Source organism: Pseudomonas sp. 9.3L (assembly GCF_058536285.1).
Map to the genome: position 1 here is coordinate 1,475,118 of NZ_JBZUBK010000001.1, position 13,159 is coordinate 1,488,276.

The 13,159-nt window shown below is 59.2% G+C and carries 13 protein-coding genes; 5 read left to right on the forward strand and 8 right to left on the reverse strand.

From position 1 onward, the window contains the following. Window positions 1–109: 109 nt before the first annotated feature. Together AC4LE2_RS06690 and AC4LE2_RS06695 are read left to right on the forward strand one after the other, a co-directional pair. Window positions 110–433: an HU family DNA-binding protein gene (locus AC4LE2_RS06690; RefSeq protein ID WP_491825007.1), complete on the forward strand. Its 324-nt coding sequence runs from the start codon at window positions 110–112 to the stop codon at window positions 431–433. 150 nt (window positions 434–583) lie between these two features. Beyond that, window positions 584–2,458, forward strand: coding sequence for a SurA N-terminal domain-containing protein (locus AC4LE2_RS06695; RefSeq protein ID WP_491825008.1), 1,875 nt, complete (start codon window positions 584–586; stop codon window positions 2,456–2,458). Window positions 2,459–2,533: 75 nt separating this feature from the next. Here the strand turns inward: AC4LE2_RS06695 and AC4LE2_RS06700 are convergent, their stop codons facing one another. Genes AC4LE2_RS06700 through AC4LE2_RS06725 form a run of 6 tightly spaced genes read right to left on the reverse strand, consistent with a single transcriptional unit; the run spans window position 2,534 to window position 8,084 of the window. Continuing rightward, entirely contained in the window at window positions 2,534–3,370 is an 837-nt protein-coding gene (locus AC4LE2_RS06700) for a phosphodiesterase (RefSeq protein WP_491825009.1), read from the reverse strand. After that, on the reverse strand, window positions 3,367–4,425 hold the full coding sequence (locus AC4LE2_RS06705; protein WP_491825010.1) for an ABC transporter ATP-binding protein: 1,059 nt from the start codon (window positions 4,423–4,425) through the stop codon (window positions 3,367–3,369). The genes AC4LE2_RS06700 and AC4LE2_RS06705 overlap by 4 nt, the downstream gene beginning before the upstream one ends. Then, entirely contained in the window at window positions 4,422–5,219 is a 798-nt protein-coding gene (locus AC4LE2_RS06710; protein ID WP_491825011.1) for an ABC transporter permease, read from the reverse strand. Before AC4LE2_RS06710 ends, AC4LE2_RS06705 begins: the two co-directional genes overlap by 4 nt. Then, complete coding sequence (locus AC4LE2_RS06715; RefSeq protein ID WP_491825012.1) at window positions 5,216–6,079, reverse strand: ABC transporter permease; 864 nt, start codon at window positions 6,077–6,079, stop codon at window positions 5,216–5,218. Before AC4LE2_RS06715 ends, AC4LE2_RS06710 begins: the two co-directional genes overlap by 4 nt. Next, on the reverse strand, window positions 6,076–7,080 hold the full coding sequence (locus AC4LE2_RS06720) for an ABC transporter substrate-binding protein (protein ID WP_491825013.1): 1,005 nt from the start codon (window positions 7,078–7,080) through the stop codon (window positions 6,076–6,078). Before AC4LE2_RS06720 ends, AC4LE2_RS06715 begins: the two co-directional genes overlap by 4 nt. Continuing rightward, window positions 7,080–8,084 carry a substrate-binding domain-containing protein gene (locus tag AC4LE2_RS06725; protein WP_491825014.1) on the reverse strand — a complete coding sequence of 335 codons (1,005 nt, stop codon included), beginning with the start codon at window positions 8,082–8,084 and terminating at the stop codon, window positions 7,080–7,082. Before AC4LE2_RS06725 ends, AC4LE2_RS06720 begins: the two co-directional genes overlap by 1 nt. A 322-nt stretch (window positions 8,085–8,406) precedes the next feature. On the opposite strand from AC4LE2_RS06725, the gene AC4LE2_RS06730 reads away from it, so the two are divergent. Further along, window positions 8,407–9,987 carry a hypothetical protein gene (locus AC4LE2_RS06730; RefSeq protein WP_491825015.1) on the forward strand — a complete coding sequence of 527 codons (1,581 nt, stop codon included), beginning with the start codon at window positions 8,407–8,409 and terminating at the stop codon, window positions 9,985–9,987. 25 nt (window positions 9,988–10,012) lie between these two features. Here the strand turns inward: AC4LE2_RS06730 and AC4LE2_RS06735 are convergent, their stop codons facing one another. Then, window positions 10,013–11,383, reverse strand: coding sequence for a heavy metal sensor histidine kinase (locus AC4LE2_RS06735; protein WP_491825016.1), 1,371 nt, complete (start codon window positions 11,381–11,383; stop codon window positions 10,013–10,015). Then, window positions 11,380–12,051, reverse strand: coding sequence for a heavy metal response regulator transcription factor (locus tag AC4LE2_RS06740; RefSeq protein WP_491825017.1), 672 nt, complete (start codon window positions 12,049–12,051; stop codon window positions 11,380–11,382). Before AC4LE2_RS06740 ends, AC4LE2_RS06735 begins: the two co-directional genes overlap by 4 nt. Before the next feature lie 140 nt (window positions 12,052–12,191). On the opposite strand from AC4LE2_RS06740, the gene AC4LE2_RS06745 reads away from it, so the two are divergent. Next, window positions 12,192–12,695 carry a GlcG/HbpS family heme-binding protein gene (locus AC4LE2_RS06745; protein WP_491825018.1) on the forward strand — a complete coding sequence of 168 codons (504 nt, stop codon included), beginning with the start codon at window positions 12,192–12,194 and terminating at the stop codon, window positions 12,693–12,695. Between the two features lie 9 nt (window positions 12,696–12,704). Continuing rightward, window positions 12,705–13,115 carry a hydroxyisourate hydrolase gene (uraH, locus tag AC4LE2_RS06750; protein WP_491825019.1) on the forward strand — a complete coding sequence of 137 codons (411 nt, stop codon included), beginning with the start codon at window positions 12,705–12,707 and terminating at the stop codon, window positions 13,113–13,115. The last annotated feature ends 44 nt before the right edge of the window (window positions 13,116–13,159 follow it).

The following is a 13,159-nucleotide window of genomic DNA, read 5'->3' on the forward strand; positions in this document are numbered from 1 at the left end:
AGCCTTTTGAGCCGTGGTCATAAGCGGCTCTTTTGTGTCGGTAGTATCCGGCATCCGTTTCAGATCAATAAAACCAGAACTAACTCAATAGAGATATAAGGGGACTAGAGTGAACAAGTCGGAACTGATCGATGCTATCGCTGCATCCGCTGATATCCCAAAAGCCGTGGCTGGTAGGGCGCTGGACGCTGTAACCGATACCGTTACTGCCGCGCTGAAGGCGGGCGATTCCGTCGTTCTGGTTGGTTTCGGCACCTTCGCCGTCAAAGAGCGTGCGGCACGTACCGGGCGCAACCCACAGACCGGCGAGGCGCTCGAAATCGCCGCTGCCAAGCTGCCGGGGTTCAAGGCAGGCAAAGGCCTGAAAGACGCTGTAAACCCGCCTAAGCCTGCCAAGGCCAAAGCTGCAAAATCGACCAAAGCTGCAAAATAAACACCTGTTGGTGCCATCATCAGAGGGTGCTGACTAAACCGCTTGCGTGATGCTGTGCTGTAAGTGACGAGAAGGCGCATCCTCGGATGCGCCTTTTTCATATGGGGTTCTGGGCGGTCAGGGGTGTAGCTGGCCGTTGCTGGGGGAAGCATGCTTCAAAACATCAGGGACAATTCACAAGGCTGGATTGCCAAGACCATTATTGGTGTCATTGTCGTGCTCATGGCACTGACTGGCTTTGACGCGATCTTCCGCGCCACCAGTCATAGCCAGGACGCCGCCAAGGTAAACGGTGACACCATCACGCAGGCGGAGCTGGCGCAAGCCTCCGACATGCAGCGCAGGCAGTTGATGCAGCAGTTGGGCCGGGAGTTCGACCCCTCGCTGCTGGACGACAAAATGCTGCGCGAAGCTGCCCTCAAAGGGCTGATCGAGCGCAAGCTGCTGCTTCAGGGCGCACACGACTCCGGATTTACCTTCACTGAGACTGCAGTGGACCAGGTTATCTTGCAAATGCCCGAGTTCCAGCAGGATGGGCAGTTCAGTGCCGAGCGCTTCGACCAGTTCATTCGCCAGTTAGGCTTCTCGCGTCTCCAGTTCCGCCAAATGCTTGCAGAAGAAATGCTGATTTCCCAGCTCAGGGCAGGGCTGGCCGCCAGCAGCTTCGTCACCGAAGATGCCGTTGCGGCGTATGCGCGCTTGAACAAGCAAACCCGTGATTTCGCCAGCCTTACGTTCAAGGCCGATGCAAGCGCGATCAAGGTCAGCGAAGCGGACGTCAAGGCGTACTACGACGCCCACGCCAAAGAATTCATGAGCCCGGATCAGGTCGTGATTGATTACGTGGAATTGAAAAAATCCACGTTCTTCGACCAAGTGACGGTGAGCGATGAAGACCTTCAGGCTCAGTACCAGAAAGAAATCTCCAACCTGGCAGAACAGCGCCGCGCCGCTCACATTCTGGTGGAGGTCAATGACAAGGTGACCGATGCCCAGGCCAAGGCGCGGATTCTCGAAATCCAGCAGCGGGTAGGCAAAGGCGAAGACTTCGCCAAGGTGGCCAAGGAAACCTCGCAAGACCCTGGTTCGGCCAGCAACGGCGGCGATCTGGGTTACGCAGGCAAAGGCGTATACGACGAGGCTTTCGAAAGTGCATTGTATGCGCTCAAGCCTGACGAGGTGTCAGCGCCGGTGCGTACGCAGTTCGGCTATCACCTGATCAAGCTGTTAGGCGTGCAGGCGCCAAAGGTGCCAACCTTCGCCAGCCTCAAAGACAAGCTCACCCGCGAACTGAAGGTCCAGCAGGTAGAGCAGCGCTATGTAGAAGCGACCAAGAAACTGGAAGATGCTGCCTTCGAAGCCTCTGACCTGGCGCAGCCTGCCAGCGACCTGGGCTTGAAGGTACAGACGTCTCAGCCGTTTGGCCGTGACGGTGGTAGCGAGGGCATTACTGCCAACCGTGCGGTCATTCAGGCAGCCTTTAGCCAGGAAGTGCTTGAAGAGGGGGCCAATAGCAGCGCCTTGGAGCTTGATCCAGACACCATGGTGGTGGTCCGTGCCAAAGAGCACCGTAAGCCTGCTCAACTGGCGCTGGACGCTGTGGCTGATCCGATTCGTAAAGAGCTGGCCCGCGAGCGCGCTGCCGAAGCAGCCAAGGCCAAAGGCGATGCCCTGGTGGCAAGCCTGCGTGATGGCAAGGCCGCCCCGGCTGGCAAACAAGGCAGCGAAACCTGGAAAACCATAGAGGCCGCCAGCCGCAACCAGGAAGGCCTGGATGCCGCTGTGCTCAATACTGTGTTCCGTATGCCTAGGCCTAGCGACAAAGGGCAGCCTAGCGTTGCCAGTGTTGCGCTGCGTGACGGTAGCTTCGTGGTATTGCGGCTCAATGGCGTAAACGACGGCGTAGCTCCAACGGAAGAAGAAAAAGCGACCTACCGTCGCGCGTTGGCCTCACGCCAGGGCCAGATGGACTTCGCCGCATACCGTAAAGCATTGGAAGATAAGGCAGAGGTGAAGCGCTACTGATAGCGCCTCATAGAAGAAAGGTCGCCTCGGCGACCTTTTTTTTGGCAAAGGCTACGAGAGCGTGCGACAGCAGGCTCAATCAATCAAACCGTCAGCGTCATAGAAAGGGTAGGGCCCTGGGTAGTCGCCGAGCAGGCCCTGGTGGGTCACCAGGCCTTCGGCGGGATGCCAGCGGTGTATCAGGTAGCCCGGCGGCTCCAGAGTGAAATGGGCAGGGGCGTCCTGGCGCAGGTCTAATACAATCTGGTGAGAGGTTCCAGGGCACACATTGATCAGCGTTCCGCCAAAGCGCTTCTGGATAGGGCGATGCAGGTGGCCACACAACAGCCGCTCAACGTGGGTATGTCGGCGAACCAGTGCTTCAAACGCTGCGGCGTTAGCGAACGGCTCGCGGTCCATGTGGCCGATACCGGTAATAAAGGGTGGGTGGTGCAGCACCAGCAACGTCGGGGTGTGGGGTTGCTCAGTCAGACGTTGATCCAGCCAGGCCAGTTGGCGGTCTGTGAGGCCGCCGCCATGGGCGCCGGGTATCGTCGAGTCCAGCCCAATCAACCGCACCGGCCAGGCATCCTCGACCCAATCCAGGGTGTGGGCGTCAATATCCACCGGCAGGCACGGGTGGGGAGTAAAGGCCGCCACCAGCGCCTTACGGTCATCATGGTTGCCTGGCACCAGGTAAAACGGCATGGCCAGTTCGCCCAGTACCGGCGCCAGCACGGCGTACTCCTCGGCCTTGCCGAAGTCCACAAGGTCGCCGCTGATCACAACCACATTTGGCCGGGGCACGCAGCCATTGAGGTGTGCCACGATCTGTTTCAGCGCGCCCAGTGTATCTACGACCCCGTAGCTGAACTTGCCGCCTGCCTTGAGGTGAGGGTCGCTAATCTGAGCAATGAGGAAAGAGCAGTTCATCGCGTGCCCTCGCTGTGTCTGTCAACCTGTTGCAGGCGGAACAGATGATGCGGCGCAATAGTGAGTGCAATCGTGTCACCCACGCTGTGGGTACCGAAGGTCTCGCAATCCACCAGCAACGGCTGCAGGCCGCCTACCTCCACCATCAGACGGCTATGAGCACCCTGGAAAAACTGGGCCACCAGGTGCCCGTGGAGGTGGCCTTCACCCTGTGCAACCCGAAGGTGCTCCGGGCGGCAGTACAAGGTATCGGGGACGTTGGCTGCAGGCCAAGGCAGCTCCCCGCCGTGGACTTTGGCCCCGTTTGCGCCAATGCCTACCACAGGGAACGCATTGAGGTTGCCCACAAAGCCGGCCACGAACGCATTGGCTGGCTGCTGGTAGATTGTCTGCGGGCTGGCCAGTTGTGTCGCACGGCCTTGCTCCATCACCAGAATACGGTGCCCTAGCGCCATGGCCTCGCCCTGATCATGGGTCACGAACACGGCGGTGATCCCCAAATGCCGCAGGAGTTGATCCAGCTCACTGCGCAAGCGCTCACGCAGTTGGGCATCCAAGGCTGCCAAGGGCTCGTCAAGCAAGAGCACCCGAGGGCGGGGTGCGAGGGCGCGTGCGAGCGCTACGCGCTGACGTTGCCCGCCCGAGAGCTCGTGCACGGCCCGCTTACCGTGGTCCTGCAGGCCTACCAGTTCCAATAGCTCTGCGCAGCGCACGGCTCGCTTTGCCTTGGACAGGCCTCGGATCTTGAGCCCGTACGCGATGTTGCCGGCCACGTCGAGGTTGGGGAACAGTGCATAACTTTGGAACACCATGCCCACGTCGCGCCGCTCGATGGGGAGGGCCGTAACGTCCTGGTCGTCAAACAGCACACGCCCGGCGTCAGGGTGCTCAAGGCCGGCGATCAGGCGCAGGGTGGTGGTCTTGCCGCAGCCTGAGGGGCCTAGTATCGCCAGGGTTTCGCCTGGGTAAATGTGCAAATCCAGATCGTGCAGGGCTACAGTGCCGTTGCTGAAGGTCTTGCGACAGCCTTGCAGACGAATGGTGGTGCCAGTCATGGGCGGTCTCCACGTGCGAGATGGTGGCTGATGGCTTGAAGGACGATCAGCAGTGGAACGATCAACAGCAGGAAAATAAGCGTGTAGGCGCTGGCCACTTCAAGCCTGGCTGAGGCATAGCTGTCAGCCAGGCCCACTGGCAGGGTTTTGGTCATGGGCGTGTGGAGCATCCAGGTGAGGTTGAATTCACCCAGGGACAGGGTGATTACCATCAACATGCCGGCGAGTATTCCGGCGCGGCTGTTAGGCACCACCACGGTAAAGAAGCGCCTCACAGGGCCCGCACCGAGGCTGGCTGCCGCCTCCTCGAGCAGTGGCAGGTGCTGGCGTTGCATGACCGCCATCACCGGGCGCACGAGAAACGGCAAGGTGAAGATCACATGGCCCACCAGAATGAACAGCCAGCTACCCCGGAATGCACCAAATTGCCCGTAGGTCAGCAATAGCGCCAGTGCGCTGGCGAGCCCTGGCATCGCCACAGGCAAGACCATCAACTCCTCGAACGCGCGGCTAAACCGGTTATCCAGGCGCACCAGTGCATACGCGGCCGGTACCCCGATCACCACCACGCAGGCGGCGCACGCGATCGCTAACTCCAGGGACAGCCAGATGGTATTCGAATAGGCCGCCCACACCTGCTTGAGCCAGTCCAGGGTTAGGCCACTGGCCAGGGCGCCCTGAAAATAATTACGGGTCAGCCCTGCCAGCAGCGACATTAATACGGGCACCAGCATGAAGGCACACACCACCAGCACGAAAGCTAACTGCCCATAAAAGCCGATACTGCGCTTCATAACGTAGCCCCCGTTTGCCGAATCAGGCGCCGAGCCAGAAGCAGCGCTGCCCAGGTGATTGCACCTAGCAACACGGACAACGCTGCTGCCATGGCGAAATTGGCGTAATTGGTAAAGGTGTTGTAGATCGCTACCGGCGTCACGTTCAGTTGAGTGCCTAAGGTAAAGGCAGTGCCGAACGCTCCCATGGCGGTTGCAAAGCAGATCGCCCCACAGGACACCAGCGCGGGCGCCAGCCCGGGCACGATCACGTCCAGCACTACACGCCAGGGGCGTGCGCCCAGTGAGCGTGCGGCCTCTTCGAGGCTAGGGTCCAAGGTCTCGCAGGCCGCCATGACGGTCAGAATCACCCGGGGGATGGAGAAATACAGGTAGCCGATGAACAGCCCGATCAACGAGTAGGCAAACACCCAGCGCTGGCCGAACAAGCTTAGCCCCACGCTGGCTGCCAACCCTTGGCGCCCACCCAGCAGGATGACCAGAAAGCCCACCACCACGCCTGGAAAGGCCAGCGGAAAGGTAAGCAGCGCCACTAGGGTCGAACGCCCCCAAAAACGCTGGCGTGCCAGGAAGCAACCCACCACTGCACCAATCAGCAAGGCGACCGCCGTGACGCTAAGGGCGAGCGTACAGGTTTGTGCCAGGCTTCCCATGTAATGCGCGCTGCTCACTACCTGCCAATATGCGCTGCCCTGGGTGTCTCGATGCTGGGCGCCAAGCCCAACCAGCTGCACCAGCGGCAATATCCAGAACGCGACCAATACCGCGAGGGCGGGCACCAGCGCCAGGGTTACCGGTGGTGGCAACCGCCAGCGCTGGCGGGCCTGGGCAAGGCCTGGCCGTGCCAGCGTGGCCATCATTTAACCTCGCGTGCGTATTGAGCGCTGAACGCTTCCTGAGCCGCAGCCATTTGCGCGTAATCAACTGTGCCGGCGCGTGCATAGTCGGCCGCTGGCAGGAAGTGCGCGGCAACCTCATCGGGCATCTTCACGGGGCGGACCGGGCGCAGGTACGCATTGGCCCACAGCGCCTGGCCTTTATCGGACAGCACGTAGTCCAGCACCTTCTCGCCGTTGGCGCGGTGGGGGGCGTTTTTGGCCAGGCTCATGACGTAGGGCACGGATACCGTGCCTTCGCTCGGGATCACAAAGGCCACATTGGCCTTGTCTTTGTAACGTGCCCGGTAGGCATTGAAGTCGTAGTCCACCAGGATCGGTAGCTCCCCGGACAACACCCGTGCATACGCGGTTTGCTTAGGCACGATGGGTGAGTTCTTCGCCAGCTTGCGGAAATACGCCAGCGCTGGCTCGAAGTTATCCAGGCTGCCGCCCATGGCCCGGTTGATTGCCACGGCAGTAACGTAGCCTACGAACGCGCTGGAGGGGTCTAGGTAGCCCACCATGCCTTCGTACTCTGGCTTGAGCAGGTCTGCCCAGCCTTGAGGGACGGGTTTGCCGCCCAAGGCATCCACGTTCACCATCAGGCCGAGGGTGCCGGAGTGGATGGCGAACCAATGCCCTTCAGGGTCTTTGAGCCCAGCGGGGATGTCGTCCCAGCCTTTGGGCTTATAGGTGTCGAGCACACCCGCCTTCTGTGCCTGCAGGCCAAAGGTCACGCCGTAATAGACCACGTCGTCCATGGGCGCGGCCTGCTCGGCGACCAGCTGCGCCAAGGCCTGCCCGGAGTTTTTGTTGTCCAGCGGCACCTGCACCCCGGTATCGGCGGCAATGGCTTGCAGTTGCGTGCCCCAGTCGGCCCATTCGGGCGGGCAGTTGTAGCAGATGGCCGTTTCGGCGGCCGGGGCCAGGCGGGCGATGCCCAGCAGTACGACAGCAGCCAGGGTAATTGCGGACCTTTTCATCAGGAGGTGCTCCAGGTGGTGGCGATGCTTTCGCCAGGGCGGATGTGGCAGGGCAAGCAAACAGAGGAGGGTGCGGCGCCACCGATCTGGGCCAGCAACTGCTGGATCACGGCGCACGCCAAGGCTTCGATGGGTTGCACCACCGAACACAGGGAAGGGTGAATCTGTGCGCCCAAAGCAATTCCATCGAACCCAATCACCGACAGGTGTTGAGGCACCTGGCGCCCGCTACGGCGCAGTGCTGCAATCACGCTAATAGCCAAGAGGTCGTTAGAGCACACCAAGGCAGTGAGCGCATTCGGGCCTTGGAGGTGGGGCAGTAGTGCCTCCAGCTTGGCTTGCGTGTGGGCGGGCATTTCGATGACCGGCACGCTGGGTAACCCGTGAGTGCGCAGGGCATCGCAATAGCCTAGGTAACGCAGGCGCGAGCGGTCCGATTGCAGGGCGGGGCCTGCAACCATGCCGATTCGGCGATGACCGTGCTGCACCAGGTGTTCGGTAGCGAGGGCCATGCCGGCACGGTTGTCGACCGATACCGCGCTGAAATCGGCGCGTTGCGGTTGGTGATAGGCGAGCACGAATGGGGTAGCTTCACGGCTCAAGGCTTCAAGCAGGGCGTTGCCGTGCGCATCGGTAACCGTTAATGCCAGGCCATCTACCCGCTGACGTAGCAGGTCTTCCACCACCTCGGCTTCGCGTTCGCTGTTGTAGTCAGTGGTGGCCAACAGCAGGTTGTAGCCCTGCGCCCGCGCTGCACGCTCCATCGCCTGAAACTGCTCAGCGAATACCGGGTTGAGCAGGTTAGGCACCACCACGCCCAGTAACCGCGTAGCTTGCTGGCGCAATTGCCGGCCGATACGGTTGGGCCGGAAGCTCAAGGCACGCGCCGCGGCGAACACCTGCTCACGCGTGGCCTCGCGCACCAGGTCAGGCGAGGCGAACGCACGCGCTGCCGTTGCACGGGATACACCTGCCAAGTGGGCTACTGCTTTTAAGTCCGTCATGGTCGCCTTTTGTGAGATCGATCTCATTGACGGCGATTGTGCGGGGGGCTTATGTCAGTTACAGGACGGGGATGTTGCAGTTTGGTGACATGAAGACGCTGAGGCTCACTGCCGGCCTCTAAATTTCTTGAACACCGTTAACTAATGCGTGTTGCAAAAGGAGCACCACAAGAACGCCATGCCGCAGACTTCAAGGAACCTTTTGGCCGTGAGCACCACTCATCGCGTAATCTTACGTATTACTCTACTTCCTGGCGTTTAACGGTTGTGCCTGGAGCCCTCGCTACACGTTGGCACTAACTCCCCTCAAGGTAGCTACCGGATGAATATCAGTCACGCCAGTACAGGCGCCACCGGCCAACACTACAGTCGATTGCCCGACACAGTGTGGGAGCAGATATCGGCCCATCTATTAGGCAGTGCTCACGGGCGCAACGGCATTCAAGACTTGCGATCAGCCATGGATGCCCTGCCGGGCTTGGGACAGATCGTAGGCAATCATGGGATTCTAAGTCGCCTGTTCACATTTCAGCGAAAAGCGATACACGCTCTTTACCAGGACAAAGCACATTTGAGTGAGATGGGCCTGCCTGACCCGCAGCAGTTTAGGCAGGTGTGTTCGGAGCGCAGTGATGACTGGGACGTAGCAGAGTTGGCTGAAAACATTCCCCTCAATAAACTGTCCGTTGCGGACCAAACGTTGTTGGTCAATAGGGCCCGTTATTCTCAGAAGTTCAACCCTCGGCTGATAACACTAGGGGAATTATCCAGGCGGCTACCGGAATTGGAGCCCGACCTGCGACAGGAACTTGCATACACGCTGCTGCACCGAGAAAAGAAAGACATTGATAACATTGAGAGCGCTCTTGGTAAGTACCACCTTACGGTGGCAGTTGACGATAAGGCTCTTCAGCATCGTCTTGCAGCTTTTGAAGGGCTTAGGCTAAGGAAACAGGCTTACCTGGACGCGTTGAGTAAACTCTTGCCGCATTTCCAGGAGCTGACGCCTAATTATCAGGGGAAGCTATTTGATCAGCTATTGGATAATCTTGCAGTAACTGAGGATTCTGGCCTTGATTTAGAGCGTTTGGCCTCTTGTGCCAGTGGCATGAGCCGTTGCCAAAGGGATAATTTGTTTAATAAAGCAGTCAGCAATGAAGGCGCATGTAGTGCACTTGCTTCGGGCGTGGGGTACTTTAAAAGCGATCAGGTAAGTAAGCTGTTTAGGGCAATGCTTGAAAGGCATAGCGCTGCTCAAGATGGTGGAGAACACGTTGTTGAAGTGGTTGCCGCCATGAAGGACGATGTTGGTGCGATGGGAAACGATGCCATCAAGCGGTTGCTAAGCCTTGTACCTAAAATGGACGCTAATCACTCTGCTGCCTTGCTGTGTGCGCTCGTGCCTGTAGCGCATCACATGTCCCACGAACAGCGTATTGGCCTGGTTGAGGGCGCTAGTAAGATTGTACCTATACATACTAAATACAATGCGCTCAGTGCCCTTTGTCGCAACATTACTAAACTTTCCGATCGCCAGCAGGGCGAGCTTATTAATGTTTTGGCATTAGAAAAAAGTCTGAGAGATTACACTATCACTGCGCTTGCGCCGTTAGAGGAGCAATTTGCCAATCTTAGTGAAGCCAATAAACAAAAATTGCTGGATCTAATCACGCAGCCTCATTGGAACGATTGCAGTCAGTTGTCGTTCCTCACTGGCCTGGCAAAGGGGTTTAGCCATGTGTCTCCTTCCAAAAGCGTAACGTTGCCATGGGAGGCGCTGCAAAAAACAATTCATGCCAGGAAGGTACCCCACATGCAAGACCTCGCGCTGGAGGCAATGAATAGCAGCCTTAGTGCACTCATGAGGGGCTACGCGCAGTCATTTCTGATTGAAAATCGCTGAAAGGGCACCAGCTTCTGAAACCCAGCTATCGTTCTACTAATGGGAACACCAAACAAAAGCGAGTCCCTGCCTCAGCGCTCTCAACACTCACCTCGCCGCCGTGCAGGTGCATGATCGAGCGGACGATAGCCAAGCCTAGGCCGCCGGAGTCACCGGGTTGGTTGCGTGAAGGGTCGCAGCGGTAGAAGCGTTCGAATAGGCGGGGTAGGTGTTCCGCCGCAATGGGCTCACCTTGGTTATGCACGCTCAGCACCAGCGTGCCGTTCTGAGCGGCGCTGGTAAGGGTGATCGTACTACCGCGGGTGGCATGGCGAAGTGCGTTGGCGAGCAGGTTGGCCAGGGCTCGACGGGCCAGAATAGGGTCAGCGACCAGCTCGCCGTGAGCAGTGTTGACGAGCTGAAGGCCGCGCTCTTCCGCCACACCTTCGAAATAATCGCACAGTTGCGTAGCGAGTTGCGGCAAAGCCAGCCGCTCGGGGGTGATCGAAATATGCGACTGCTCCGTGCGCGCCAGGAACAACATGCTGTCAATCATCCGCGCCAGGCGCTCGTACTCTTCTTGGTTGGACACGAGCAGGTTCTGGTATTCCTCCAGGCTGCGGCCGTGTCTCAGCGCCTGCTGGGTATGGCCCATCAGGTTGCTCAGGGGTGTGCGCATCTCGTGGGCGAGGTCTTCCGAGAAGCGCGAGAGTTGCGCAAACCCTTCTTCAAGCCGCGCGAGCATCTGGTTGAGTGCCAGGCTAAGCACCCGCAGCTCGTGTAGCTCGTTGAAGCCCTCCAGCCGCACGTGCAGGCGCTGCACGTCGATGCTCGCCGCCTGGGTTGCCAGTTGACGCACCGGCCGCAAGCCGCGCTGGCTGACCCAGCCGCCCAGCACAAAGGCCACAAGCGCCCCGGTCCATAGTGCAAGCCATAGTGTAAGCCGGTAATCGGCCAGCATTTGTTCGCGCTCGTTCAGCAATTTGGCCGCGATCAGGGTGAGCGGGCGGTCACTTTTGTTGAAGGCTACCCAGGCGAGGCGTACGGGCTGCCCATCGTCACTGTCGGCGAGTTGCGCGGTGGGGGCAGCGCCCAAGCTGGGCCGGGGGACATGCGCTGGGTTGATTTCAATTAACACCTGCCCCTGGCCATCGACTACCCACAACAGGTTGTCACGGTTACCCAGCATGTTTTCATAGAGCTTGGGCCGGTCACGCAGCGCTTGGATGTTGTCGCTGTCGGTGATTAACGCTTGCAGCCGCTCCAACCGCCCAAGCAGCGCCTGGTCATCGCGCCAGGCAATTTCTTTTTGCAACGAGTGGTACAGGTAGAACCCGAGGGTGCCCATCAGCAACAGGCTTACCAATGCGAACATCACCGCCAAGCGCCTACTCAAGGTACGGGGCATGAGGTTCACGTGTGTACGTCCAGCAGATAGCCAATCCCGCGAACGGTATGGATGAGTTTGAGGGGGTAAGGGTCGTCGACTTTTGCTCTCAGGCGGCGAATGGCAACGTCAACCACGTTGGTATCACTCTCAAAGTTCATGTCCCACACGTGGGAGGCAATCAATGATCGAGAGAGCACTTCACCTTCACGGCTGAGCAGGAGGTGCAGTAATGCAAACTCTTTATTGGTGAGCGTAAGGCGTTGGCCATTACGGGTAACCTTACGCCGCAGCAAGTCCAAGCTTAAATCGGCTACCTGAAATTGCTCGACTTCGCGTGGCGGCCCACGGCGCAGCAACGTGCGTACCCTCGCCAGCAGTTCGGCATACGAAAAGGGTTTGACAAGATAATCATCGGCGCCAAGTTCCAGGCCCTTGACGCGATCGTCGATGGCATCACGGGCGGTAAGGAACAGCACTGGGGTCTGCCGTGTACGCCGAATGATCTGCAGCAGTTGCCAGCCGTTCAGGCCCGGTAGCATGACATCCAGAATGATCAGGTCGTAGTCGCACTCCTGCACCAGGTGTTGGCCGTCCATGCCGTTCACGGCCACATCTACCCCATACCCAGACTCACTGAGCGCCTTGTGCAGGTAGTCCGCAGTTTTGGCCTCATCTTCAACCACAAGAATACGCATCGTTCCTCCCGAGCAAGGGCATAGGCTAGTCCGATGGGCCGCGTTTTTACATTACAAATAGGTAATGCGTGGGCAATCTTGCTGACGGGGTGCGCAGGCGAGGATGGCCAACGATGTTTAAGCCAACCCAGGAGAACGGCATGCGTGTACCCCACTCAACTTTATTGCTGCTCGCGGCGGCGATGAGCGCTACCGCTGCGAGTGCAGCACCTGCCCATCAGATCGCACAGCGTAAAGACATCACCTTGGCCGTGGCCAATGACTTGGTCAATGCGGCCCTTGCCGCCTGCCATGCACAGGGCAAGACCACGGTCGTGGCTGTTGTCGACCGGGGCGGCAACCTGGTTACGGTGCAGCGTGACGACACCGTAGGCCCGCACAACACCCTGGCTGCCCAGCGCAAGGCCTATACAGCGGTATCGACCAAGACGCCCACCGGGCTGCTGGCCGAGCGTGCCCGCACGACGCCCGAGGCTGAAAACCTGAACACCCTTGATGAGCTGTTGCTGCTTGGCGGGGGCGTGCCGTTACAGGTCGAGGGTGAGGTCATCGGTGCGATTGGCGTGGCCGGTGCTGGCGGCGCTGAATTTGACGAGGGGTGTGCCCGCACCGCCATTTCAGCCGCATTACCTGACAATCACTGAGAGATCATCATGACCACACTGAAACTGTTTTTCGTGGGCGCTGTATTGAGCCTGCTGTCGTCCTTGGCATTGGCCGCTGCCAACCCGCTGAGCGTCCATGTCTTGAATCTACAAGACGGCCTGCCGTCTCCCGGCGTTACCGTGACCCTGGAAAAGCAGAATGCGCAGGGCTGGGAGATGCTCAATGCGGCAGCCACCAACGAGCAAGGGCGTATCCCGGCGTTTTACCCGGACGGGAAAACGTTGGAAAAGGGTATTTACCGGGTGACCTTCAAGACCGGCGACTGGTTTACCGCCCACAAAACCGCCAGCTTCTTCCCCGAGGTGCCGGTGATTTTCGAGATGGACGGCAGCCTGGCGCACTATCACATTCCCCTGTTGCTCAGCCCGTATGGCTTTTCAACGTATCGGGGGAATTAAGGCGCAGGGATTCGCCGAACGGTGAGTTTTTTTGTAAGGGTTGA